Origin of the sequence: Algoriphagus aurantiacus (genome assembly GCF_035156405.1) — a bacterium.
Lineage (GTDB): Bacteria > Bacteroidota > Bacteroidia > Cytophagales > Cyclobacteriaceae > Algoriphagus > Algoriphagus aurantiacus.
This window is the reverse complement of record NZ_JAXRUT010000014.1, coordinates 71122-94467: the sequence shown is the minus strand read 5'-3', so window position 1 is coordinate 94467 and position 23346 is coordinate 71122. Positions and strand designations below refer to the sequence as shown.

Annotated in this window: 27 protein-coding genes and 1 pseudogene; 22 read left to right on the top strand and 6 right to left on the bottom strand. The window is 41.0% G+C overall.

The annotated features are described in order from the left end of the window. Positions 1-22 precede the first annotated feature (22 nt). The 3 genes from SYJ56_RS14775 to SYJ56_RS14765 all read left to right on the top strand — a co-directional run bounded on the left by SYJ56_RS14775 (position 23) and on the right by SYJ56_RS14765 (position 2571). Positions 23-1195, top strand: coding sequence for a DUF4221 family protein (locus SYJ56_RS14775; RefSeq protein ID WP_323835361.1), 1173 nt, complete (start codon positions 23-25; stop codon positions 1193-1195). 321 nt (positions 1196-1516) lie between these two features. After that, positions 1517-2131, top strand: coding sequence for a cytochrome c oxidase subunit 3 (locus tag SYJ56_RS14770; RefSeq protein WP_323835359.1), 615 nt, complete (start codon positions 1517-1519; stop codon positions 2129-2131). Between the two features lie 5 nt (positions 2132-2136). Next, the gene (locus tag SYJ56_RS14765; RefSeq protein ID WP_323835358.1) at positions 2137-2571 is read left to right on the top strand and encodes an SRPBCC family protein; all 435 of its coding nucleotides are present in this window, start codon (positions 2137-2139) and stop codon (positions 2569-2571) included. 114 nt (positions 2572-2685) lie between these two features. Here the strand turns inward: SYJ56_RS14765 and SYJ56_RS14760 are convergent, their stop codons facing one another. Then, on the bottom strand, positions 2686-3156 hold the full coding sequence (locus tag SYJ56_RS14760; RefSeq protein ID WP_323826670.1) for a Fur family transcriptional regulator: 471 nt from the start codon (positions 3154-3156) through the stop codon (positions 2686-2688). Between the two features lie 201 nt (positions 3157-3357). Between SYJ56_RS14760 and SYJ56_RS14755 the strand changes: the two genes are divergently transcribed. From SYJ56_RS14755 to moaA, 13 genes are all read left to right on the top strand, one after another. Continuing rightward, complete coding sequence (locus SYJ56_RS14755) at positions 3358-4611, top strand: aspartyl protease family protein (protein ID WP_323835357.1); 1254 nt, start codon at positions 3358-3360, stop codon at positions 4609-4611. Positions 4612-4822: 211 nt separating this feature from the next. Further along, complete coding sequence (locus SYJ56_RS14750; RefSeq protein ID WP_323835356.1) at positions 4823-5413, top strand: LemA family protein; 591 nt, start codon at positions 4823-4825, stop codon at positions 5411-5413. 11 nt (positions 5414-5424) lie between these two features. Next, positions 5425-5862 (top strand): TPM domain-containing protein, encoded by a 438-nt coding sequence (locus SYJ56_RS14745; RefSeq protein ID WP_323835354.1) that lies wholly within the window; start codon positions 5425-5427, stop codon positions 5860-5862. Then, positions 5840-6649, top strand: a complete 810-nt coding sequence (locus SYJ56_RS14740) for a TPM domain-containing protein (RefSeq protein WP_323835352.1) — start codon at positions 5840-5842, stop codon at positions 6647-6649. Before SYJ56_RS14745 ends, SYJ56_RS14740 begins: the two co-directional genes overlap by 23 nt. Before the next feature lie 180 nt (positions 6650-6829). After that, positions 6830-8005 carry a molybdopterin molybdotransferase MoeA gene (locus SYJ56_RS14735; protein ID WP_323835350.1) on the top strand — a complete coding sequence of 392 codons (1176 nt, stop codon included), beginning with the start codon at positions 6830-6832 and terminating at the stop codon, positions 8003-8005. A 1-nt stretch (position 8006) separates the two neighbouring features. After that, complete coding sequence (locus SYJ56_RS14730) at positions 8007-8759, top strand: sulfite exporter TauE/SafE family protein (protein WP_323835349.1); 753 nt, start codon at positions 8007-8009, stop codon at positions 8757-8759. A gap of 2 nt (positions 8760-8761) precedes the next feature. Continuing rightward, positions 8762-9346: a molybdenum cofactor guanylyltransferase gene (gene mobA, locus SYJ56_RS14725; protein WP_323835348.1), complete on the top strand. Its 585-nt coding sequence runs from the start codon at positions 8762-8764 to the stop codon at positions 9344-9346. Between the two features lie 115 nt (positions 9347-9461). Beyond that, positions 9462-10274, top strand: a complete 813-nt coding sequence (cobA, locus tag SYJ56_RS14720; protein ID WP_323835347.1) for a uroporphyrinogen-III C-methyltransferase — start codon at positions 9462-9464, stop codon at positions 10272-10274. 28 nt (positions 10275-10302) lie between these two features. After that, positions 10303-10539 (top strand): MoaD/ThiS family protein, encoded by a 237-nt coding sequence (locus SYJ56_RS14715; RefSeq protein ID WP_323835345.1) that lies wholly within the window; start codon positions 10303-10305, stop codon positions 10537-10539. A gap of 1 nt (position 10540) precedes the next feature. After that, positions 10541-11578: a HesA/MoeB/ThiF family protein gene (locus tag SYJ56_RS14710; protein ID WP_323835343.1), complete on the top strand. Its 1038-nt coding sequence runs from the start codon at positions 10541-10543 to the stop codon at positions 11576-11578. Between the two features lie 65 nt (positions 11579-11643). Continuing rightward, on the top strand, positions 11644-12072 hold the full coding sequence (locus tag SYJ56_RS14705; RefSeq protein WP_323835341.1) for a molybdenum cofactor biosynthesis protein MoaE: 429 nt from the start codon (positions 11644-11646) through the stop codon (positions 12070-12072). Between the two features lie 180 nt (positions 12073-12252). Next, on the top strand, positions 12253-13167 hold the full coding sequence (moaCB, locus tag SYJ56_RS14700; protein ID WP_323835340.1) for a bifunctional molybdenum cofactor biosynthesis protein MoaC/MoaB: 915 nt from the start codon (positions 12253-12255) through the stop codon (positions 13165-13167). Next, positions 13154-14167: a GTP 3',8-cyclase MoaA gene (moaA, locus tag SYJ56_RS14695; protein ID WP_323835338.1), complete on the top strand. Its 1014-nt coding sequence runs from the start codon at positions 13154-13156 to the stop codon at positions 14165-14167. Before moaCB ends, moaA begins: the two co-directional genes overlap by 14 nt. Before the next feature lie 92 nt (positions 14168-14259). Here moaA and SYJ56_RS14690 read toward each other — a convergent pair whose 3' ends face one another. The 5 genes and pseudogenes from SYJ56_RS14690 to SYJ56_RS14670 form a co-directional block, all read right to left on the bottom strand. Then, positions 14260-14652, bottom strand: a complete 393-nt coding sequence (locus tag SYJ56_RS14690; RefSeq protein WP_323835336.1) for a hypothetical protein — start codon at positions 14650-14652, stop codon at positions 14260-14262. 187 nt (positions 14653-14839) lie between these two features. Next, positions 14840-15190 carry a UPF0158 family protein gene (locus SYJ56_RS14685; protein WP_323835334.1) on the bottom strand — a complete coding sequence of 117 codons (351 nt, stop codon included), beginning with the start codon at positions 15188-15190 and terminating at the stop codon, positions 14840-14842. A 149-nt stretch (positions 15191-15339) separates the two neighbouring features. After that, the gene (locus SYJ56_RS14680) at positions 15340-15708 is read right to left on the bottom strand and encodes a helix-turn-helix domain-containing protein (protein WP_323835332.1); all 369 of its coding nucleotides are present in this window, start codon (positions 15706-15708) and stop codon (positions 15340-15342) included. A 6-nt stretch (positions 15709-15714) separates the two neighbouring features. Further along, a pseudogene (locus tag SYJ56_RS14675) lies at positions 15715-15832 on the bottom strand (type II toxin-antitoxin system HigB family toxin); the annotation flags it as partial. Beyond that, a complete protein-coding gene (locus tag SYJ56_RS14670; protein WP_323835330.1) occupies positions 15828-16469 on the bottom strand; it encodes a transmembrane-type terpene cyclase in 642 nt (213 codons plus the stop codon). The pseudogene SYJ56_RS14675 and the gene SYJ56_RS14670, both read right to left, overlap by 5 nt. Positions 16470-16763: 294 nt before the next feature. Here SYJ56_RS14670 and SYJ56_RS14665 point away from each other — a divergent pair, with 294 nt between their 5' ends. From SYJ56_RS14665 to SYJ56_RS14640, 6 genes are all read left to right on the top strand, one after another. After that, positions 16764-17645: an EboA domain-containing protein gene (locus SYJ56_RS14665; protein WP_323835328.1), complete on the top strand. Its 882-nt coding sequence runs from the start codon at positions 16764-16766 to the stop codon at positions 17643-17645. Positions 17646-17685: 40 nt separating this feature from the next. Continuing rightward, a complete protein-coding gene (locus SYJ56_RS14660) occupies positions 17686-18591 on the top strand; it encodes a TatD family hydrolase (RefSeq protein WP_323835326.1) in 906 nt (301 codons plus the stop codon). A gap of 2 nt (positions 18592-18593) precedes the next feature. After that, on the top strand, positions 18594-19508 hold the full coding sequence (eboC, locus tag SYJ56_RS14655) for a UbiA-like protein EboC (protein ID WP_323835324.1): 915 nt from the start codon (positions 18594-18596) through the stop codon (positions 19506-19508). Positions 19509-19579: 71 nt separating this feature from the next. Beyond that, entirely contained in the window at positions 19580-20734 is a 1155-nt protein-coding gene (locus SYJ56_RS14650) for a 3-dehydroquinate synthase (RefSeq protein ID WP_323835322.1), read from the top strand. 24 nt (positions 20735-20758) lie between these two features. Further along, positions 20759-21970, top strand: a complete 1212-nt coding sequence (eboE, locus tag SYJ56_RS14645) for a metabolite traffic protein EboE (protein ID WP_323835321.1) — start codon at positions 20759-20761, stop codon at positions 21968-21970. A gap of 1 nt (position 21971) precedes the next feature. Continuing rightward, entirely contained in the window at positions 21972-23345 is a 1374-nt protein-coding gene (locus tag SYJ56_RS14640; RefSeq protein ID WP_323835319.1) for an alkaline phosphatase family protein, read from the top strand. Position 23346 lies beyond the last annotated feature (1 nt).

Here is a 23346-nt window from a genome sequence, read left to right as displayed (position 1 = left end):
TTTTGATTATAATTTTTAGAAAATGAAACCAACCTGTACACTAGTTCTTTTTCTACTGTTTATCTCTTGTGGAGAAAAAGCTGTGGAAGTACAGTTGCCAGTAGCCAATGTTTCTCCAGACTTTAATTATGTGCTAGACACCGTTCATATCGATGCTGGCGAAGACAGGATCTATCTGGACATGGATCTTAATATGTCTGATTATGCTGTGAATGAGGGACGTCTCTATAACCTAACCCCCGAATCCGGCCGCGTAGAGGTAATCAATATGGATAGCCTGAAGCTTGATAGTGTGATTCACTACCAAGTCAATGGACCAAATAGTGTTAAACAATACTTCCCTTTCGGTCTTAAGAAAACTCTCCTTGGCGACACCTATTTCAAAGAATACCGTGTGATCCACAAGCTTAATTCCTCCGGAAAGAAAATAGCCTCATATGAACTCATTAACCGAGAGCTATCTGGAGATCGCCTTCCCTTTGATACGGAAATAGATGGACTTGGCGAGATTTCCACTGATGGATCCTATCTGGCTAGCTTCTACGGCAACTTCAAAATTGGAGGAAATGTATTGGGAATAGCAAAAGTAAATCTAGTGGACAGATCTCTAAAGCTTATTCCGATCGACTTTTGGGATCAATTGAAAGAATATACCATCACAGTTGATTATGATATTGGCAGGAGAAACAGCTCTCCGGAAATGAAGTTCCTGCTTCTAAATGGTCCTGACATCATTCTTTCCACCTCTGCAAGGAATGAATTGTGGTATTACGATCATGAAAGCGACTCTGTGATCCATAAGACGTATCATAGCAGACTCACTTCTGATCAGAAATCTGGAAAATACCGAAAAGACATCACTGACCAACAACTATATATGTACTGGGTAAAGCGCAAAAATGATGAGGTAGTATTTGGTCCACTGGTGAAGGATCATAAAGCTCAGCGATTCTATCGGTATAGCCGTGAACTAGACAGCGGCAATCCCCAGAAACCGAAGTATGTGTATGTATTGACTGTTTTTGACGAGAAGCTGGATCAAATCCATGAGCAAAAGCTGCAAAACAGTATTCCAATTATGGGCAAATACTTCGAAGGAAAGACTTTTGTACATAATGGTTCGATCTATTCATTTTTGAAAAAAGAAAAAGAGCTGGCTTTTATCCGGCTAAAACCAAGCTTCGAAAATGACTAGCACCGAAGTTGGTGCTGTCGTCCCTCCAATACTTGTGCTATCTATCCGCCGATGTTTGTGTCTCACAAACATCAATAGTTCAATTCGTAAAAAACTTAGGATAGTGTCTCAAGATCCCGTTCGTGGGACACGAACAGAGGCAGAGCGCTTTCTTGATTTCAAATAGAGGGAAATTGTGAATCAAAGTGATAAAATCCGCCGATGTTTGTGTCATCACAAACATCAAAAGTTCGATTCAAAGGAAATGTGATCACGAAACGATAAACCCAAGTTCTTTTACAATTCTCTGAACCTTCGTCTCATTTGACTGTTTTCTGAGTAATGACAAAATTAAAGCAACAACTAACCCTGTTTCAGCGGATTGAACGACTTCATCCATACGAAACGCTCCTCTATTTGGGAATGATCGGGAGTGGACTGATATTTTTGTTCCTGACTTTTGCTTTTCTCTTTTCCTCCCGAGATATCCTAGCCGGTATGAATCAGACTGTGCCCATTGCCTTTCTGATTTCCACTTTTTTATTGGTCGTGAGTGGGTTTTCGGCTACATCCATCAGAATTGCCTACCACGAAGAAAACACTGAAAAACTACTTAGCTCGCTAAGAAATACGGTTTTGCTAGGATTGGCGTTTACTGTCTTACAGGTAATCGGATGGTTTGAATTGAAGTCCAAAGGCATTGAATTCACAGGCATTCCAAGCGGAAGTTTTTTATACGTCCTGAGTGGCATACATATTTTCCACCTGTTGGGAGCGATGATTTTTGCGCTGATTCTTTATTTCCAGCTGGACAAAAGCAGAAAAGACGAAATTCAAAAGCTAATTATTCACACCAATCCATTTGAGAAAATGCGTGTTCGCTTGTTCACCTTTTACTGGCATTTTATGGATGGCATTTGGCTTATTCTCTTTCTTCTATTTGTCTTAAGCTTCTGAAAAAAATGAAGATTAATATATCTACCAAGGTCAATCAAGACTATATGTCGGTGAAAGACGGCTTTGATGAGACACTCTTCACGAAGCTAAGTCCACCATTTCCACCCGTGAAATTAGTAAGGTTTGACGGATCTGAAATTGGGGATTTAGTTTTACTGGAATTGAATTTTTTACTTTTCAAGCAGCAATGGAACAGTGAAATCAGCGAAAGTGAAACATCACCATCAGAATACTACTTTACAGATATCGGTATTGTGCTTCCTTTTTTCCTGAAAAAATGGAGGCATAAACATCGGATAATAAATCTAGGAAATCATTCAGAAATCATGGATGAAATAGAGTTTTCGGCACCGTTTGTCTTGGCTACTTTATTCTTATACCCGTTGATTTATTTACAGTTTTTGTATCGCAAACCTTTTTATAAGAAGATTTTCTCTTAATAGAAAAAATAAACCAAAGTGGACATGGAGATTTTCGGGGAAAACACAGTAAGCTGCAAATCACTTTTAAGCTTTTAATTCGCTCTCAGCTTTTCGGCAGTCAAAGTACCTCCCTTAAATCACCTGCAAGTTTTCGCAGTTTTCTATTTCACAATCCCCATACAGCACGAGTGAATGGCTTTTGATGGATGATCTGAAAGACCTGCCTATTTCCTCTTTTATCTCGTTAATTTTTGGATCGGAAAATTCCCTGATTTTTCGGCATTGATTGCATACATGATGGTCATGATGCTTATAGGTCAGCGCTTGTTCGTAGAGTGCTACTTTGTCTTTGAACTGGTGCTTTACCGCCAGCCCACTTTCCACCAATAAGTCCAGTGTATTGTAAATAGTTGCCCTGCTAATGGTATAACCCTTATTTCTCATGCTGAGAAATAGTCCTTCCACATCCATATGCTCATCTTCTGGAAGAGAATATAATTCATCTATTACTGAAAATCTCTCAGGGGTTTTTCTACTTCCTTGCTTTGTGAGGAAATTCTCGAAGATTTTTTTAGCCTTTTCTATCAGGGCCTTGTCTGCCATGTGTTCAAAATAATTTAAATTAAAGATGAGTCATTCTCCATTTTTTGACAAACCTCATGGATCAAACTCAGTAATTTGGTTTCAATCTAATTAAACCTAAAGCTGATAAAGACGTGGTGAAATAGGTAGTTTTTGTTAGAATCCTTATAATTTTCACAAAACAGAGTAACTTATTTGAAACATCAGTGTTTTCAGAAATCTATGTGTAAACGCTTACCGCTATTTCTCGCATTATTTCTTGCTATGCAGTTTCTGTGCATAGCTCAGGTTCCCGGGTTTTTCATGAAAGAAGAAAAGCGTAAGGTTATTGTTCCTTTTATCGCTTCTAATAGTTTGATTATTATTCCTATTTCGATCAATGGAAATACCCCATTAAATTTTTTGGTAGATACTGGCGTACGTTCTAATATTTTGTTTAGCAAAAAACTGGGCGACGCTTTGGGGTTAAATTATACACGCAGATTAAAACTGGTAGGAGCTGATGGCACCGATGATATAATGGCCTCTGTCTCTCCGATCAATCATTTTGATTTAGGTCCTATAGAGGGCATATTCCAAAGTTTGCTTGTTTTAGAGCAGGAATTCCTAGAGCTAGAATCCGTCATTGGAGTTCCGGTTTATGGGATTATTGGATATGAATTTTTCAAATTCAATCCAGTAAAAATCAATTATGACGAGGGAAAAATAGTTTTTTATAAGCCTAATGCGCTTAAGTTGAAACCACCTTTCTACAGAAAACTAGAAATGGAAATTTATGACAACAAACCTTACATAAGTGCTATGGTGAAGCAAAAAGATGGCACATTCCTATATCCTAAGCTGTTGATCGATACTGGTGCTAATCATGGACTATTACTTAACCGAGAGACTTCAGAAGACATTACCATGCCGCCACTTTTTATTGAATCAGCTTTGGGGCAAAGTCTTGGAGGTGTTTTGTTTGGATACATAGGTCGAGTGGATTATATGAAATTTGCAAATTTCAAATTGGATGAGGTGCTCACTTCCTACCCCGAGGAAACACCATATAGCTACGTCATTAAGGAATCTGGTCGCCAGGGTAGCTTGGGATCTGAAGTACTTGGGAGATCTAAACTTATTTTTGATTATCCTCGAAACCGCTTACTCGTACGAAAAGCCCACAATTTCTACACGCCTTTTGAATATGATATGAGTGGAATGTCATTGAAAAAGATTCCCGACGATGATAATAGGATCTATATATCTGAAATCCGCCCTGGGTCCCCGGCACAGCAAGCTGGTGTACAGGCATACGATGAAATATTAGTGATAAATAAGATACCTACGTTCATTTGGGAGCTGGCTGAAATTAACAAGCTGCTGAGATCTGAACCTGGAAAGAAAATCGAACTGGAGATTCGTCGGTATGAGGGAGATGATCTCACCAAATTTAAAGACCACAAGTTTACCCTTACTCTCAAAAAACAGATTTAGTAGCGTTTTGGATTGTATTAAGATAAAAGCGGTAATTTTGAGGGAAGGAAGGGGAAATAATCAAACCTCTTATACTTAAATACGTGAGTAATCAAGTTGTAAAAAATCAATTCGTAAAACATGAAATCGTGCAGGACTGAAGGTCACATTGAGGTATGATTGTCCTCCAGGCGAGATTCCATGAGACCATTAAAAAACAAATTATAAACAGATGAAAAAATTCTTAATTCCTATTGGGATACTTCTGGTTCTAGGTATTTTTATTTATACCAAGGCCGTAGGAACATATAACACTTTTGTCCAAACAGAAGAAGTGATCAATGGCCAATGGGCTGAGGTAGAAACACAATATCAACGTCGATCTGACTTGATTCCTAATTTGGTAAACACAGTTAAAGGCTATGCAGAATTTGAGCAAGAGACCTTGACTGGCGTGATCGAAGCGCGGGCAAAGGCGACCTCAGTAAATGTGGATGCCACCAATCTCACTCCTGAAAAACTCGCTGAATTCCAAGGTGCACAGGATCAACTTTCCGGTGCGTTAGGTAGGTTATTGGTAAGCGTAGAGCGCTATCCAGAGTTAAAAGCAAATCAAAATTTCCTGGAACTACAAGCTCAACTGGAAGGCACAGAAAACAGAATCGCTGTAGCCAGACGTAATTTCAATCAGTCAGTTCAGGATTACAATTCAAATCTTCGCACTTTCCCGAACAACATCTTTGCGGGTTGGTATGGATTCGAGCAGAAAGGTTACTTTGAGGCATCCGCTGGATCCGAAAATGCACCTACAGTTCAGTTTTAACACAAATTATCATGGCTGAGAAATTATTCTCAAAAGCAGACCGGGAAGCTATAGTAAATGCTATTCGGTCTGCTGAAGTTTCCACCTCTGGAGAAATCCAAGTTCATATAGAAAGCCGATGCAAAGGCGAGGTTCTAGACCGTGCGGTGAAGGTATTTGATACCCTCAAAATGCATCAAACCAAGGATCGAAATGGCGTATTATTCTATCTTGCCGTAGTCGATAAGCGCTTTGCGATTTTAGGAGACAAAGGCATTAACGAAGTAGTTCCGGATCATTTCTGGGAACAAATAAAAGAACACATGACCGTCTTATTCAAGCAGGGTCAATTTACACAAGGTCTGATCGACGGCATTCACATGGCCGGCGAGCAACTTGGAGCGCATTTCCCCTATCAGGGTGATTCAGACATAAACGAACTTCCTGATGAGATTTCTTTTGGATCATAAGATCCGCCCCCTTATACTAATTTTATTATTATTCACACTTAGCCTTCAGGCTCAGGACTTCCCGCCTGCGCCCAATCCGCCAAAGCTGGTGAATGATTTCACCAATACACTTTCATCGGCTGAAGCGGCTCAGTTGGAAAGCAAATTGGTCGCTTACAACGATAGTACTTCTACCCAGATAGCCATCGTGATGATGCGATCAGTAGGTCAATACGACATTTCTGATTATGCTTTTCGGCTTGGCCAATCTTGGGGGATTGGTGGAGGAGATAATGACAATGGGGTCTTGATTCTTGCCGCAATGGACGATCGCAAGGTTTTTATTGCGACTGGCTATGGCATGGAAGGCGCAGTTCCTGATGCATTGGCAAAACGAATAGTGGAGAACCTGATTCTTCCCAATTTCCGACAGGAAGCATATTACCAAGGTCTGAATGAGGCAACTGATATGATTTTCAAACTCGCTTCAGGAGAATACACTGCTGAGGATGTAGAGTCCTCGGGAAATAGTGGTGGAGCAATCTTAATGGTTTTGTTCTTCCTATTCATCTTTGTTGTCCTTCCTCTTTTGAGAAATAGAAATGACAATAACAACCACATGGGCGGCAGAGGCGGAGGAGTAGGTCTCTGGACTACGATCATGCTGGCTGGTATGCTTGGCGGCGGTGGCCGATCTTCTGGCGGCGGCTTCGGCGGCGGTGGATTTGGTGGTGGTAGCGGAGGCGGTGGCTTCGGAGGTTTCGGAGGCGGTGGCTTCGGCGGCGGCGGGGCTGGCGGTAGCTGGTAACGAATATTCCAAACAATTTAAAAACGCTTTGATTAGCGTTTTTTTTTGCGCAAAAAATACCAGAGCTTCATTAGTAGAAGCAGATTATGCTTCAAAAAGCGTAACTCAACAAATAAATACGTAGAAAAGTAAGTATTTATACGTAATTTTTTATAAGTTTATCCGAGATTCCACATTAAGATGATTTCAGTTTCTGAAGCTTTAGATTTAATTAAAACTCACACAGGCCAGCTACCAAAGGTAAAAATGCCTCTCAGGGATGCCTATGGATGTTTTCTGGCAGAAGAAATTCTAGCTCCTATCAGTTTGCCTTCTTTCCGGCAATCGGCAATGGATGGGTATGCATTCCGAAGTGGTGAAGTCTATGAACTGGAAGTCATCGGGGAATGCAAAGCAGGTGATGCACTAGAGTTTGCGATTGGTGAAAATCAGGCCGTGCGTATCTTCACAGGAGCCTACGTGCCAGATCAAGCGGATACTGTTATTATGCAGGAGCATGTGGAAGTGAATGGAAGTAAAATAGCCATTCAGAACATGCCAGAAAAACGCACAAATGTGCGGGAAATTGGTGAGCAGGTACAGGCTGGTGAGCAAGTTTTACCAGCAGGGACAAAGATCAATGAATCCATAATGGGCTTTTTGACCAGTTTTGGAATCACTGAGGTTTTAGTCTTTAACAAACCCAAAATTACGCTTATCGTAACCGGAAATGAGCTTCAGGAGGCAGGAAGTCCCCTGAAGCCCGGATGTATTTACGAAAGCAATGCAATCATGTTAGAGTCTGCGCTGAAGTCCAGAGGATTTGACTCAGTGCGGATTCTAAAGGTTGCGGATGATTTCGAAGCAACCAAGAAAACTATTATCAGAGGACTTGAAAGCGATCTATTGCTAATCTCTGGCGGTATTTCTGTCGGAGATTACGACTTTGTCAATGAGGCGTTGCAGGCAAATGGTGTCAACGAGATTTTCTACAAGGTGAATCAAAAGCCAGGCAAGCCTCTTTGGTTTGGGAAAACGGAGAAAACGCTGGTTTTTGCACTACCCGGAAATCCAGCATCTTCCTTGACTTGCTTTCTGATTTATGCACTTTCAGCTTTGAAAATCATGTCAGGCAATCCAGATGTTGACTTAAATTTCCAGACAGGAGTTCTGAAGCATCGTACATTTAACAAGTTTGGAAAGACGCTTTTCATCCTCGGAACAGAGAAAAATGGTGAGGTTGAAATTTACCCTAAACAAGCCTCTAGCATGTTGATTTCTTATGCTTTGGGAAATGCTCTGGTATTGATTCCGGAGGATTTGGAAGTATTGGGAGCAGGTGAATCTGTTCAATTCTTGGCTGTAAACAGAAACTAAGATGATTGATTTTCACGACCCTGTTTTCATAATTGTATTTTCTGCGATCCTCGCTGTGGTTGCTTTTATGTATGCCAGTGTAGGACATGGAGGTGCCAGCGGCTATCTCGCGATGATGGCTTTGGCTGGAGTTCCTCTGCTCGTGATGAAACCTACAGCCTTGATTTTGAATATTTTCGTGGCGGGAATTTCATTTGTTTTTTTTCGTCAGGCTAAGCATTTTCGCTGGAAGCTCTTTTATCCCTTTGCCATTACATCGATCCCGGCGGCGTTTGCCGGAGGAATGATCACGATCAATGCAACACTCTATAAGCAGATTCTAGGCGTATTTCTGCTGATAGCAATTTTGAGGATATTAGGTGTTTTTGGCAAAATAAATCCAGATCAAAATGAACCGGTGAAAACTACTTTAGCTTTGTTGATTGGATTGGGAATAGGTTTTTTCTCAGGAATGATCGGCATAGGCGGTGGAATTATTCTAAGTCCAGTGATTCTATTATTGCGCTGGGGAAACATGAAGGAAGCTGCGGCAGTTTCGGCCCTTTTCATTTGGGTCAATTCAGTCTCCGGGGCATTGGGTTTTCTACTTGGTGGAGGAGAAATCCCTATCGAAGCCAGTTATCTGATTCCTGCGGCTGTACTAGGGGGTACATTTGGAGCGATTTACGGTAGTAAAAAATTCTCCAATGTTACTTTGAAATACATCCTTTCCATCGTGTTATTCATTGCATTTATAAAATTGATGACAGTTTAGCCATGGAAAAATCAACAGAAATATCGGCTTATGTACTCTGTGGAGGGAAAAGTGTCAGGATGCAATCGGAGAAAGGATTGGTTCTGTACAGAGGCAAACCCTTTATCCGTTGGATAATTGAGGCCATCATGCCGATTACCTCCAATATCATTTTGGTGACCAGCAATGGAGATTATAATTTGGTAGGCCTGCCAATGATAGAAGACATTTTTGCTGATAAGGGTCCTGTTGGCGGAATTTATACCGCATTGAGCCATAGCAAATCACATCGAAATCTAATCCTCAGCTGTGATGTGCCAAAGATAACAGCCGGCTTACTTCTAGATTTGACCGAAGAATCAGAGAAAAAAGCAGCCTCAGTAACCTTTCTCAGCGACGGAAAGAATGATTACCCGCTAATCGGTGTTTATAAAAAAGAAGTCATAGAAACTTTCGCTGACGCCATATCGGCCAATAAATTGAAGCTGTGCCCGTTGGTGAATCTGATTTCTCATCACAAACTCATCATCAATTCGGAGCAGAAATCCCTTGTTCAGAATATAAACAGCAAAGCTGAATTACTCTCACTAAACCTATTGGACCAATGAAATCGAGCATAACTAAAAAGTCACACACTGGGATGATTATAATGCATGCGAGATTCCATCCCGTTTCCTTCGTCACGGGACAGGTTATGGCCTTTACAAGACAAATTATAATCATATGAAAACCATCACAGGAAAATCCCCAAAAGTCACCCTCCTTGGTGCCGGACCCGGCGATCCGGAGCTGCTTACTCTAAAAGGGGTAAAAGCGCTGACTAACGCCGATGTTGTACTTTATGATTCTCTGGTCAATGAGGAGATCCTCAAGCATGCTAATCGTGCATTATTGGTTTTTGTAGGTAAAAGAAAAGGAAATCACAGTCATACTCAGGATCAGATTAATGAGCTGATCGTGGACTATGCAAATGAATTTGGGCATGTGGTACGTGTGAAAGGCGGAGATCCATTTGTTTTTGGCAGGGGAAAAGAAGAAGAAATGTATGCCTTGGCGCATGGAGTAGAAGTTGAGGTAATCCCGGGAATTTCGTCCAGTGTTGCCGTTCCGGCCTCAGTGGGAATTCCTGTAACTAGTCGAGGCATTGCAGAGAGTTTTTGGGTAATCACAGGAACGACTAGTGACCGAGAGCTTTCTAAAGATCTGACTTTGGCAGCTCAATCATCTGCAACAGTTGTGGTGTTGATGGGAATGGCCAAACTGAAGCAAATCACTGAAATTTATTCCTCTTTTGGTAAACAGGATTTGCCAATAGCTATCATCCAGGATGGCACTAAAATAGAGCAAAAGGAGGTTGTTGGCACAATTCAAAATATCGTGGACATCAGCCAGAGTCAAGGAATTGGCGCTCCTGCCGTCATTGTTATTGGCGAGGTGGTACATCTGGCAAGAGTGAAAAAGCAACTCAAGGAAGACTGGGTCTTGGAGGACGAGTTTATTTTCCAAAACCTGAATACCTTGCCGTTTAGTAATTAATTCGAGCTATCTGTATTAAATTAAGGCTATGATTACAGTAAACTATTTTGGAAATATCGCAGAAGCAGTGCAAAGTGACTCTGAAACACTAGACCATAAATCAATGGGTTTGACAGAGTTGCTTGAATTACTGGAAGCAAAATATGCCATTGAACAATATCCTTTCCAGGTAGCCGTCAATCGTAAGATCGTCTCAAAGCAACAGGCTTTGAATATTGTAGATTCTGACGAAGTTGCTCTACTTCCACCATTTGCAGGAGGTTGATATGGAAAGATTCCAGCGACAAATCATCCTTCCAGGAATCGGAACTTCGGGCCAGCAAAAGCTAATAGCAAGTAGCGTGTTGGTCGTAGGTGCGGGTGGTTTGGGCTGCGCAGTTTTACCTTATTTAGTTGCTGCCGGAATAGTGAAAATAGGAATTGTGGATGGCGATCGAGTAGAGGAAAGCAATCTTCATCGGCAAGTTTTATATACTGAGAATTCGATAGGAAAACTGAAAGTAGAAGCTGCTAAGCAAGCTCTTCAGCGAATGAATTCCACTACTCAGATTGAGATAGTTTCTGAGTTTTTGTCGGAAGAAAATGTGGACAACCTGATTCAAACCTATGATTTGATCATCGATGCCACTGATAATATAGAAGTTCGGTATACCTTGGATGAAGCTAGCGCTAGATTAAAAAAGCCTATGATTTATGGCTCTATCTTCAGGTTTCAGGGACAAGTATCTGTTTTCAATTATAAAGGAGGTCCTTCGTATAGCAGTCTTTTTCCAAAAGAAGAAAAGTCAATATTGAACTGTGAAGAAGCTGGCGTGTTAGGAACAACAGTAGGGATTATCGGCATGCTTCAGGCAAATGAAGCACTTAAAATTATCCTTGGAATCGGAGAAGTGCTATCAGGGAAAATTCTGGTTTATAATACGCTTACGAATGATCAGCAGATATTCCAGTTGGCCGATCAGCCCTTAGAATCTTCATCCACAACAACGATTGAAAAAGTGGATTTGATAACTCCTGAACTGGCCTTTTCGCAGAAAGGAATTCTTATCGATGTGAGAGAAGTCGGAGAAAAGCCTGAGATTCCTTCCAGCTTTTGTCTTAAAATCCCACTTTCGGAATTAGAAAGTAGATTGCGAGAATTGGATAAAGACAGCAATATTTTCCTGTTTTGCCAAGCAGGAGGAAGAGCGATAAAAGCCTCAAGGTTGTTGAAAAAGGCAGGTTTCTCTGAAGTAAATGCCATTCGAGGTGGGGCGAAGGACATTTTGAAATTGATTGAATATGAAGTAAGCAAGGCAACTTAACCACAATTGATTCGGTGGATAAGTTTTTGTGAATTTCATGGAATTAGAATTTAAGCATATAGTAAATGAAAAAAGTATTTCTTGAAGGAGCAATTTCTCCTGAATTTATAGCTGATTCTATTGCGAAGCATCAAAGCAAGCATAGCATTGGAGCACATAATATTTTCTTAGGTCAAGTTCGTGCGGATGAGGTGGGCGATCAGAAAGTTGTTGCTATAGAATACACGACGTATGAGGAAATGGCCAATGAAAAATTGCATGAAATCCGTGAGGCAGCTTTCGGGAAATTCGATTTGACTTGCCTTCATATTTACCACAGTTTGGGTACAGTGAAGATTGGCGAGATATGCATTTTTGTCTTTGTCTCGTCCAAGCGCAGAAAGCAAGTATATGAAGCCACGGAATGGCTAGTCAATCAAGTAAAGGAGCATGTTCCGATCTTCGGTAAGGAAATCCTTGACAATGCTGAGCATCAGTGGAAAGTAAATAGTTGAAGGAAATTTGTAAATCCGCAATTGCACCAGTAAAAGACTAAAAGCGACTTATTATAGGGTAAACATTAGCATTGCTGTAACTTCGGTCACCCGTCTTCGGTCTTCCCGCCAGGTAAACAAAGAAAATATGGCAACGGGCATGATCCGATAGCTATCGGATGCAGATAATCAGATAAATAAATGGTAGATATCACACATAAAGTCACTACGCTTCGCACTGCAAAAGCACAGGCGATTGTCCATGTCAGTTCTGCTGAAACTATCGCAGCTGTGGTGGAAAATCGTGTTCCAAAAGGAAATGTGTTTGAAATGGCGAAAGTTGCAGGGCTTTTCGCAGTGAAAAATACCCACATCACCATTCCTGATTGTCATCCTCTTCCGGTGGAATATACCGCGGTTGAATATGAGATAGATGGTCTGGAGATCAAGATTTATATTACGGTGAAGACAGTCTATAAAACGGGTGTAGAAGTGGAAGCAATGCACGGTGCATCGGTAATAGCACTGACGATGTATGACATGCTCAAGCCAATAGATAAGGGAATTACCATTCGCGAAATTGGTCTGGTAGAGAAAACTGGAGGCAAATCCAGCTTTAAAGACAAAAGCCCAACCCAAATTCAGGCAGCGGTGGTAGTTTGCTCAGATTCCATTTCCAAGGGGATTAAAGAGGATCGTGCGGGGAAAGCAATTGTGGATAAGTTAAAGTCACATGGAGTAAATGTGAACTCCTATGAGGTCATTCCAGATGAGCTGGAGTTGATACGGGCACGGACTTTTGAACTTACCGAGAAGCATCAGTTGGTTATCTTCACGGGAGGAACAGGGCTTTCCCGACGGGATGTCACTCCGGAGGCATTGGAGCCAATTTTGGAACGGAGAATTCCCGGCATAGAGGAAGCAATTCGAAGCTATGGACAGAAGATTATGCCCTTTGCAATGCTATCCAGATCCGTGGCAGGAACAATTGGTGATAGCATCGTCCTGGCTTTGCCTGGATCTACCAATGGAGCAAAGGAATCAATGGATGCAGTTTTCCCGCATTTATTGCATGTATTTAGAATATTAAAAGGAGCCAATCATGAGCCCAGCTAGTAATATACATGAGCTAAAAGACACCTTTGGGCGGATCCACAATTACTTACGAATCTCCCTGATAGAGAAGTGCAATCTGCGCTGCAAATACTGTATGCCTGCTGATGGAATTCCGCTAAGCCCCAAAGCTTCGCTGATGAGCGCAGAGGAAGTCCTTGAATTTGCTCGAATTTTTGTTGGATTGGGAGTGAATAAAATTCGGTTGACCGGTGGTGAGCCCCTGCTTCGCAAAGATATTCACGAGATCCTCGAAGGGCTCTCCAAGCTCCCTGTGGATCTATCACTGACAACCAATGGTTTGCTGATCGATAGGCATGTGGATAACTTTAAGAAATTGGGTGTCAAGAACATCAATTTCAGTTTGGATACTTTGAGGGAAGATCGATTTTTTGAGATTACCCGAAGAACAGGTTTTGCCAAAACGATGGAAAATTTCAAACTCCTTCATGATCAGGGATTCAATCTGAAGATCAATACTGTGCTGGTAAAAGGAACGAATGAGGATGAGTTGGTCGATCTGGTGAATCTTACTAAAGACTTCAACGTATCTGTACGGTTTATAGAATTTATGCCTTTTGACGGCAACAGCTGGGATCGCTCGAAGATGGTTTCGGAAAAGGAAGTGCTGGGTCAATTGGGTTCTCATTTCGGGACTGAACGAATTTCATCCCTTCCAAATGAGGAGAATTTCACTGCACGTAAATTCAAAATAGCCGGCTATCGAGGCGATTTTGGAATTATCAGTTCGGTTACCAATCCTTTCTGCGGAACCTGCAACCGGATTCGTTTGACGGCCAATGGACGCATCAAAAACTGTCTTTTTTCAAATCAGGAAACAGATTTGCTAACAGCTATGCGCGCAGGCGAAGATGTAGAAAAACTGATTTTAGAATCTATCCTTAAGAAAAAAGCCGTGCGTGCCGGTATGGACAGCATGGAAAAATTGTCTGACCCAGCACTTCATTCTGATAATAGAAGTATGATTGCGATTGGGGGGTGAGTGTCTGGATCAATATTCTCTTTGCTTTACTGGCAGAAAAGCGGGTATATATATTAAAAATTTTGAAAATTAGACGACCGGGTTATAAAGATTCATTTATAATTCAGCCTTGAAAAACTGATTTTTGCGTCATCGTCTTTGTTTCCATGAACATCCTCATCCACCTCTATTTTTGAATTATATTCGATATTGTAGGATTTCAAGAGCTCGTCCATTTTAGACTTCTTATCTTTCACAATTTTCTCATCCTGGCTAAATTTTATTAATGGTCCAGTAGCGACAGGAATAATCGAAAATCCCACACCTATAATAATTAGAGGAACAGCGGAAATTACTCCCTTGTCCCAGGCCAGTGAACCTAATAGATATCCACCAAGCATTACAGTAATTCCTATCACCATATACATAACAAAGTGAGCAATATTCAATGACTTTGTAGTAGTCGATGCACACCTCTTTGATACGCCTAATATGATTATCGCCAAACTTGATGTTTGAGCATTTACCTTTAAACTCAGGTTTCAAGTTTGTTAATCCGCATGTTGTACCTATAGATAAATCGAACAATCTATGCTCGCATAATTCACAATGTTTTACTACATCCATTTTTGGGTTTTAACAGGTTATATTTCCTCTCATTTAAAGGAGTTAGACGAACTACTGGAATTTTTTTTATTCAAGTTGCTTTTTCACAAAGTCAATATATGCTTTCTTTTTGAAGTCAAACCAATCTTGTCTATACTCAGATGTGTCGATCGTAAACTTGAAGTTCTGAAAGGGTTTCCGTCTTGATAGTTCGTCTAAAAGCTTTTCTCTAAAATAGCTATCAGTCATTGAATAGGCGAAATTTTCCATCACCTTAAATCCCTCATTGGAATCCATTTTTTCAAACCGCATATAGTTGCCCCAATCAGATTCAATTTTTTCGATGAGATCTTCCCAGGGTTCTGGGTCGAAATACGGATCCTGTGGATCAGGATGAGATTCAATTGTGCCAGTTGGAATGTGAAAGAAGCAGAGCATTCCGCAGTCAAGGAAATCTGCAATTTCTTCGATATCTTGTTCTGTTAGCTTTATTGATTGTAACTTTTTTTTCGAAATCTTCTACGTTCCCTTAGAGTCATTTTATCCTAAATTGATCGAGGCTTCTAGATTTTTATTCGTTTCAGACTCTATTCAGCTAAAGCATAATCATTAATCAGAATTTGAGCGGATAGATTAAGATGGACAGCAAGGTTTCTGACCATCTCTACCGTGAGCTTTTTCTTACGGTTGAGCACTTCGGAAACACGACTTTTCCCTCCGATTATTCCTACCAAGTCTTTTTGTTTCAGGTCCATTTCTTTCATTCTTATTTTTATGGCTTCTATAGGATCGGGAGCTTCAATAGGAAAATTTCTCTTTTCGTACTCATCAATAAGTAAAGCTAAAATGTCCGCTTCGTCGCTCTCTTTGGTTCCGATTTTAGCATCAAATAGTCGATCGAGTCTCTCTAATGCAGATTGATATTCCTGCTCTGATTTTATAAGTTTGAGATCCATAGTAAATTAAATTAAGTCTGCATTTATTTTATCGTATTCTGCGTGTGTTCCAATAAAACGAATAAAAATCCATTGCTTTTTCAAAGTTGAACTTTACGATCAAGCGATAAGACCTTACTTTAACTCATTAGAAGATTTTTTCTCCTCCTTGCCACCAGAGAAATATAAATCAAGTCTGTCACAAAGATTATCATTCCAAAATACAGAATTGGCTCGTGTACTCCTCCTGCAGTTTTGGAACCGATTATTCCAAATAATAGCGTGGTGGAAAAAGTACCGAGGCACTTAGGAATTGCGATGAGCAAGGATTGCCCTTTCAAATCAGGCCTACGGAAGTACATTCGAACAAATAGGAATGACATCAAGAAGTTAATAAAGTAACCAACATAAAGCGCCCCGTTTACGACTCCAAGCCATTCAAATGCTAAATGCTGTATAATAAGACATGTCACTAGAAAAGCACCTGCTTGCCAATAAAAGGTGCCCTTGCCTGCCTTAACCTCATGATGTCCATACTTGAAGTAGGTGTACAAAATCCCAATATCTATCAGGACCCAGATGCAATTGACAAAAGTCGATACATGATATCCAAAGACTAAGTAGCCATGAAAAGTGTAATAAATCTCCCAAGAGAAGTTTAAGGCGAGCGTCAGAAAGGGAATTCCATAAGATTTATCCCGAAAGCCAACTCGTAAAGCTTCTATGTAGGCAATGATCCAACCTAATCCACAAAGGGAAATAAATATAGCACTCGTAGTCATAGAACTCTTATTATCAATAAAATAAGGTTTGGTTTAAGGCACATCATCTTACGTTCATTGCATGGTAATACAAATTCCTTCTATCCATAAGCCATAGGTAAGAAGCAAAACTCACAAAAAGATAAGTGAAAAACACAAGAACCCGTCTTTGATTATGTGGGAAAGTGATTTTTGTCAGGTGTGGCACTTTTTCCTACCGTTGAGCATTATCTAACTGGATAATCCGGTAGATTTCCACGTATTTTATAAAATTAAAGTAAAGTTGACGCTAAGCCCTAAACGGCAACTCGGAATATGGAAAATGAATTAACAAGCTTTCTCACCCAATTGCTTGAAAACCCAGCGAATCAAAAAGGACTGGATTGGCTCAGCAAACAAGTCGAAAAGATTAAGACTGAAGGTATTCCTTCAAAGTTTTTTCTGGCTTTCAGCCAAGCATCTAGGTATTTCAAAAAAGAAAAAGTCATGCTATCCGCTGACGATAGGACAAAAGCTAATCAGTTGATTTCTGGCATTCAGCCTCAGTTTTGGGATGAACTGCAAACCGCTCGTACGGTGCTAATGCTGAGTTATCCACAGCAGAAAGAGACTTGGTTTACTGCGATGAACCAGCTATTTGAAACTGCAGATATGAATGAGCATCAGGCTTTGTTTGCAGCATTGCCACTTATGCCTTTTCAGGAGGATTTGATTCCACGGGCGATTGATGGCTTGCGAACGAATATTTCCTCAGTTTTTGATGCGATTGCCTTGAACAATCCTTTTCCTGCAAAGTATTTCCCAGAAGCCAATTGGAATCAAATGGTGCTGAAAGCTATCTTTATGCAGCGCCCCTTGTATAGAATTCAGGGGTTAGAAGAAAGGAGAAATCTCGCTCTAGCTGCCATAGCCCGTGATTTTGCGCATGAGCGCTGGGCAGCAGGAAGGGATGTGATGCCGGAGATCTGGCGACTGGTAGCACCCTTTGTCGATGAACTGTACTTGGATGATCTGAAGAAAACATTATCAACCAAAGATGAACTTCAAGTTAAATCAGCACTTCTGGCTTTAAGAGAATCGGCTTATTTGCCAGCAAAAGAACTCCTGGAATCTTACTCCGACCAAGTCGCTACTCTTGATATGGATGCTATTGCCTGGGAAAGCATTGGAGAGGAATTCCAGCGAACCCGGGTATAAATCCTAATTTTACAATCCCATAATTTAAATTCAATTAATCATGTATATAGATCCACATATCCACGTCGTATCCCGTACCACCGATGACTATGAAGCCATGCAAAAAGCTGGTATCGTAGCAGTGATTGAACCTGCATTTTGGCTGGGACAGCCACGCACAGAAGTTGGGAGTTTCAAAGATTATTTCAGCACGTTGGTTGGTTGGGAACGTTTTCGCGCCAGTCAGTTTGGAATAGTTCACTATTGTACCATGGGCCTGAATTCCAAAGAGGCTAATAATGAGCCTTTGGCTGAACAGGTGATGGAATTGCTGCCACTTTATGTAGGAAAAGAAGGAGTGGTTGCTATTGGAGAAATCGGCTACGATGATCAGACCGAAGCGGAAGATAAATTTTACAGACTACAATTAGAATTGGCAAAAGAAGTGGATCTCCCGGTACTTATCCACACACCACATAGAGATAAAAGAAAAGGCACCATACGTAGTATGGATGTATCCGAGGAGCATGGATTGGATCCAAAAATGGTGATCGTCGATCATAACAATGAGGAGACTGTGAAGGAGGTGTTGGATCGTGGGTATTACGCTGGGTTTACTATTTATCCACATACCAAAATGGGTTCTGAACGAATGGTGGAAATCGTGAAGCAATATGGACCTGAGCGGATAATCGTTAATTCCGCTGCAGATTGGGGGATTTCTGATCCCTTGGCAGTGCCTAAAACTGCTGATCTAATGCGTAAATCAGGAATTCCTGAAGAACATATTAAGCTCGTTACTTACCAAAATGCATTAACTGCCTTCGGTCAAAGCGGACAAATGGATGAGCAGGACTGGCTTAACGCGGCACCTTTGGATCAAACTAAGAAGATGAGCGGAAATTCCGTACTTCGTGGCGGCCAAACTCCTAGAGTCGAAGGTTCTTCTGATTATGTAGAGAATTAATCATGGGGTCTTCCCGGTTTTTCGCCTATCTCCAACTTACTCGTCCGGCCAATGTAGTTACAGCTCTTGCAGATATCTGGGCTGGTTTTGCCATAGCTGGGGCATGGATATTTATAGTAGCTGATTGGGGTTCTGGAGCCAACGAATTTCTTATAAATCTTGCATGGCTTTCATTGAGTACAATTGGATTGTATGCTGGAGGAGTTGCATTCAATGATGTCTTTGATGCAGAGTTGGATGCGATAGAACGACCAGAGCGCCCCATTCCCAGTGGAAGAGCTTCTAAAAAAGGGGCCGCTTGGATGTCTTTTTTGCTATTAGTTGTAGGAGTGGTGGCTGCATCTCAGGTGAATTTAGTGGCTGCAGGAATTGCTTTGACAGTTGCTGTTCTAGCCGTACTGTATGATTATTGGGGAAAGCATCAGAACTTTTTTGGCCCAATAAATATGGGGCTCTGCCGCAGCGGCAACTTATTGCTGGGAGTAAGTGTAATGCCTGAACTGCTTACCAAATTTTGGCCATTGGGATTGATTCCCTTGATATTTGTAGCAGCTATTACCATGGTCAGTCGTGGAGAAGTGCATGGCAAAAACAGAAATGCGCTTTATGGCGGATTATTTATGTACTTATTCGTAATCACTGTAATTGGTAGTATGCCCCTACTACATAACACTGCGATTTGGGAAGTACTACCGTTTTTAGCCCTACTTGGTTATATGATTTTTCCACCTTTGGTCAAAGCTATTCGTAGCCAAGACCCAAAACTTATAGGCAAATCCGTAAAAGCTGCCGTTATTTCCCTAATTATTGTCAATGCTTCCATAGCATCGGCATTCGCAGGATGGAAGATTGGAATAATTGTATTATTGTTGCTGCCAATATCACTTTGGCTAGCCAAAAAATTCGCTGTCACCTGAAGCAAAGAACTAAAAGGGGCTTGGAATTGTATTTATTCCAGCTGACAGCTTAAGCCTATACCCTGTTGATTATGAATACGATTATTGAACAATCATTTTCAGTTCCCTTCAAATATTCTGTATGTTTTTCAGAGGATATTTTCTCCTTGAATAATAAAATATTTGTTGACCTGTTGGCAAAAGGCAGGCATGCCAACGTGCTATTCGTGGTGGACAGTGGAGTTGCAGAAGCCCATCCTCAGTTGGTTTTACAGCTAACAGCTTATGCGAAAGCCCATTCTGAATCTTTTTCAATTGCATGTGATCCTATCGTCGTAGCAGGTGGGGAAGCCTCAAAAAATGATGAGGCCATCTATAAGAAAATAGTGGAAGCAACGCATTTGTTTGGGATTGATAGGCATTCTTATATCGCGGTGATAGGTGGCGGGGCGGTTATTGATATGGTTGGATTTGCTGCCGCGATTTCCCATCGTGGTATTCGCCTGATCAGAATTCCCACCACGGTACTTTCACAAAATGACTCAGCAGTAGGCGTGAAAAACTCAGTGAATCTTTTTGGCAAAAAGAACTACTTAGGGACTTTTACCCCACCTTATGCTGTATTGAATGATTTTAATTTCTTAAAAACCCTGGATGACAGAGATTGGAGATCTGGAATATCTGAAGCGATAAAAGTTGCATTGATAAAGGATTTGAGTTTTTTCACTTGGATTGAAGATCATTCCACTGCGCTAGCAAAGCGTAATATGGCACCAATGCAAGAATTGATCATTCGCTGTGCTCAAATGCATTTAGATCATATTTCAGGAAAAGACCCTTTCGAATTCGGTTCATCCAGACCGTTAGATTTTGGTCACTGGGCAGCTCACAAACTGGAACATTTGAGTGACTTTAGAATTCGTCATGGTGAAGCTGTGGCAATCGGTATTGCATTGGATTCGACTTATTCGTATCTGAAAGGATGGATTTCAGAAGCTGACCTTTCTAGAATTATTGCCGTGTTTAAGACCTTAGGATTTGAGCTATTCGCACCTGAATTGGGAGGAGAAAATCTCATCAAAGGCTTGCAGGAATTCCAGGAGCACCTAGGCGGCCAACTCACTATAATGCTTTTGAAGGCGTTGGGTAAAGGCGAAGAAGTCCACGAAATGGATCATGAATTAATTAATCAGTCTGTGGATTTACTCAAAAGATTCAACCAAAGGAAAAATTTGGTTATTAGTTAATTCAGTTTTAAATACTATCCATTCATGGAAATCAAAGGTTTTCACCTCACTTATTGCAGCAACATTCACCCCGGAGAAAGTTGGGAGGCTACTTTTGAAAATCTCAAAAAATACATTCCAGAAGTAAAGAAGCGTTTAAATGTTGAAAAGCCTTTCGGAATTGGCTTACGACTTTCCAATGAGGCTAGCCTTATACTCGAAAAGGCCGATCATCTAGCTGAATTTCAGGATTGGCTTAAATCTGAAAACGCATACGTTTTCACCTTGAATGGATTTCCATACGGAGATTTTCACCGAACTACTGTAAAAGATCAGGTTCACTTTCCTGATTGGACTACTACCGATCGACACGATTATACCATCAGGTCTTTTCATATCTTATCAAAGCTTTTACCTGAAGGACTGGATGGAGGTATTTCCACTTCACCTATTTCCTATAGACATTGGTTCAAATCCGAAGCCGCATTGAACGCTGGAATGGAGATTGCAACAACACATTTGTTGGAAGTGGTGGCTGAATTAGTCGCCATTAAAAAGCAGACAGGTAAATCGCTTCATTTGGATATCGAGCCAGAACCAGATGGGATTCTTGAAAATTCCGATGAGATGATCTGGCTATTTTCAGATTGGTTGCTACCTATCGGGAAACCATGGCTTGCTGAAAAATTAGAAATTTCTGAAGATCAAGCTGAAAAGGTTTTGAAGGAACACATTCAGGTCTGTTACGATGTATGCCACTTTGCAATCGTTTATGAAAAGCCAGCTGAGACTTTCGCTAAATTCGAAAAACAAGGAATCAAGATTGGAAAGATCCAGATTTCAGCTGCTTTAAAAGTATTGATCCCTGCAGAGCCAGAAGCTCGGGATTTGGTTAAGGTGAAATTATTGCCTTTTGAGGAATCTACTTACCTGCATCAAGTAGTGGCAAAAAAGAAGGAGGGCGGGTTGAAATCCTATTCAGACTTGCCGGAAGCACTCAACCTATTGAATACCACAGATGATGAAGAGTGGAGAATTCATTTCCACGTACCTGTCTTTCTAAGTAATTATGGGGCTCTAGCGTCAACCCAGGATCAAATTTCAATTGTACTCAATGAAATTTTAAAAAATACTTCTTTGACTAATCATCTGGAAGTTGAGACCTATACTTGGGAAGTATTACCCGAAAACATCCGCCAAAGTCTAGGTGAATCCATTTCCAGAGAATTGGATTGGGTTATTGAAAAAATGAAATAAAATGAAGAAGACAGTTGTCTTAGATATAGTTGCACTTTCTCCCCGAGTAATCGGTGAGCATACTCCTTTCTTGAAAAAGTGGATTGAAAAAGGAAAACGAACAGTCGTGGAGCCGGTATTACCTGCAGTCACCTGCTCAGCACAGTCTGTTTATTTAACAGGAAGGTGGCCAAGTGAAAACGGGATTGTGGGAAATGGCTGGTATTTCCAAGATGAATGCGAAATCAAGTTTTGGAGACAATCCAATAAGTTAGTACGGTCAACGAAAGTTTGGGAAATACTCAAGAAAGAGGATCCCAACTTCACTGTGGCAAACATGTTCTGGTGGTACAATATGTATTCCAGTGTGGATTATGCTGTAACTCCAAGACCCCTTTACTTAGCTGATGGAAGAAAAGAACCCGACTGCCACAGTCAGCCGATGGACTTGCGTGATCGGCTTCAGAAGGAATTGGGGCAGTTTCCACTATTTTCTTTTTGGGGCCCAAATGCAAATATCGCCTCCAGCAAATGGATCGCTGATGCTTCAAAGAAAGTGGATGAATGGCACAATCCCACGCTCAATCTGATTTACATTCCGCATCTGGATTATTCACTTCAAAAGTATGGGATTGATTTTGACAAAATCGGCAAGTATCTCAAAGAAGTAGATGAGCTTGCAGAGGATTTGATCACTTACTTTGAAAAGCAAGGAACGCAGGTAATTTTACTATCTGAATATGCAATCACGTCGGTGAGCAAACCAATTCATTTGAATAGGATTTTTAGAAACAAAGGTTGGATTCAGGTGAAAGAAGAGCGGGGATTAGAGACACTGGATGCCGGAACTTCCATGGCTTTTGCAGTGGCAGATCACCAAGTAGCACACATACACGTAAATGATTTAGCCATTTTGCCAGAGGTAAAGAAGATTTTAGAAAATACGCCGGGAGTAGAATTAGTGCTAGATGAAGAAGGGAAAAAGAAGCATCACTTAGACCATGAGCGCTCTGGGGATTTAGTTGTAATGGCCGATAAAGACTCTTGGTTCACTTATTATTTCTGGCTGGATGATGCGAAAGCGCCAGACTATGCCCGCTGTGTGGATATTCACAAAAAGCCAGGTTATGATCCTGTAGAACTGATTTTAAATCCAGATATTAAAATTCCAATGCTAGCCGTTGGATCAAAAGTCCTCAAGAAAAAGTTAGGTTTCCGATACCTAATGGATGTCATTCCATTGGATGCAACTTTGGTGAAAGGTGCACATGGAAGATTAAGTGAGAACGAGTTGGATAAGCCGCTCTTGGTTTCTCAAGTGAAGGACTTGGTGAGTGCAGATACAATCCAACCTACAGAAGTCTATGAGGTGATTTTGAAGGCAGTCCGCGGCTAGT

Excerpts from the sequence above, each read along its gene's own strand:
- SYJ56_RS14755 (WP_323835357.1), top strand. The coding sequence starts at position 3,358 with ATGTGTAAACGCTTACCGCTATTTCTCGCATTATTTCTTGCTATGCAG.
- mobA (WP_323835348.1), top strand. The coding sequence starts at position 8,762 with ATGGAAAAATCAACAGAAATATCGGCTTATGTACTCTGTGGAGGGAAA.
- SYJ56_RS14705 (WP_323835341.1), top strand. The coding sequence starts at position 11,644 with ATGAAAAAAGTATTTCTTGAAGGAGCAATTTCTCCTGAATTTATAGCT.
- SYJ56_RS14740 (WP_323835352.1), top strand. The coding sequence starts at position 5,840 with ATGAGATTTCTTTTGGATCATAAGATCCGCCCCCTTATACTAATTTTA.
- SYJ56_RS14730 (WP_323835349.1), top strand. The coding sequence starts at position 8,007 with ATGATTGATTTTCACGACCCTGTTTTCATAATTGTATTTTCTGCGATC.
- SYJ56_RS14750 (WP_323835356.1), top strand. The coding sequence starts at position 4,823 with ATGAAAAAATTCTTAATTCCTATTGGGATACTTCTGGTTCTAGGTATT.
- cobA (WP_323835347.1), top strand. The coding sequence starts at position 9,462 with ATGAAAACCATCACAGGAAAATCCCCAAAAGTCACCCTCCTTGGTGCC.
- SYJ56_RS14765 (WP_323835358.1), top strand. The coding sequence starts at position 2,137 with ATGAAGATTAATATATCTACCAAGGTCAATCAAGACTATATGTCGGTG.
- moaA (WP_323835338.1), top strand. The coding sequence starts at position 13,154 with ATGAGCCCAGCTAGTAATATACATGAGCTAAAAGACACCTTTGGGCGG.
- SYJ56_RS14680 (WP_323835332.1), bottom strand. The coding sequence starts at position 15,708 with ATGGATCTCAAACTTATAAAATCAGAGCAGGAATATCAATCTGCATTA.
- moaCB (WP_323835340.1), top strand. The coding sequence starts at position 12,253 with ATGGTAGATATCACACATAAAGTCACTACGCTTCGCACTGCAAAAGCA.
- SYJ56_RS14640 (WP_323835319.1), top strand. The coding sequence starts at position 21,972 with ATGAAGAAGACAGTTGTCTTAGATATAGTTGCACTTTCTCCCCGAGTA.
- SYJ56_RS14745 (WP_323835354.1), top strand. The coding sequence starts at position 5,425 with ATGGCTGAGAAATTATTCTCAAAAGCAGACCGGGAAGCTATAGTAAAT.
- SYJ56_RS14665 (WP_323835328.1), top strand. The coding sequence starts at position 16,764 with ATGGAAAATGAATTAACAAGCTTTCTCACCCAATTGCTTGAAAACCCA.
- SYJ56_RS14650 (WP_323835322.1), top strand. The coding sequence starts at position 19,580 with ATGAATACGATTATTGAACAATCATTTTCAGTTCCCTTCAAATATTCT.
- SYJ56_RS14670 (WP_323835330.1), bottom strand. The coding sequence starts at position 16,469 with ATGACTACGAGTGCTATATTTATTTCCCTTTGTGGATTAGGTTGGATC.
- SYJ56_RS14775 (WP_323835361.1), top strand. The coding sequence starts at position 23 with ATGAAACCAACCTGTACACTAGTTCTTTTTCTACTGTTTATCTCTTGT.
- SYJ56_RS14760 (WP_323826670.1), bottom strand. The coding sequence starts at position 3,156 with ATGGCAGACAAGGCCCTGATAGAAAAGGCTAAAAAAATCTTCGAGAAT.
- SYJ56_RS14770 (WP_323835359.1), top strand. The coding sequence starts at position 1,517 with ATGACAAAATTAAAGCAACAACTAACCCTGTTTCAGCGGATTGAACGA.
- SYJ56_RS14710 (WP_323835343.1), top strand. The coding sequence starts at position 10,541 with ATGGAAAGATTCCAGCGACAAATCATCCTTCCAGGAATCGGAACTTCG.
- SYJ56_RS14735 (WP_323835350.1), top strand. The coding sequence starts at position 6,830 with ATGATTTCAGTTTCTGAAGCTTTAGATTTAATTAAAACTCACACAGGC.
- eboE (WP_323835321.1), top strand. The coding sequence starts at position 20,759 with ATGGAAATCAAAGGTTTTCACCTCACTTATTGCAGCAACATTCACCCC.
- SYJ56_RS14715 (WP_323835345.1), top strand. The coding sequence starts at position 10,303 with ATGATTACAGTAAACTATTTTGGAAATATCGCAGAAGCAGTGCAAAGT.
- SYJ56_RS14685 (WP_323835334.1), bottom strand. The coding sequence starts at position 15,190 with ATGCTCTGCTTCTTTCACATTCCAACTGGCACAATTGAATCTCATCCT.
- eboC (WP_323835324.1), top strand. The coding sequence starts at position 18,594 with ATGGGGTCTTCCCGGTTTTTCGCCTATCTCCAACTTACTCGTCCGGCC.
- SYJ56_RS14660 (WP_323835326.1), top strand. The coding sequence starts at position 17,686 with ATGTATATAGATCCACATATCCACGTCGTATCCCGTACCACCGATGAC.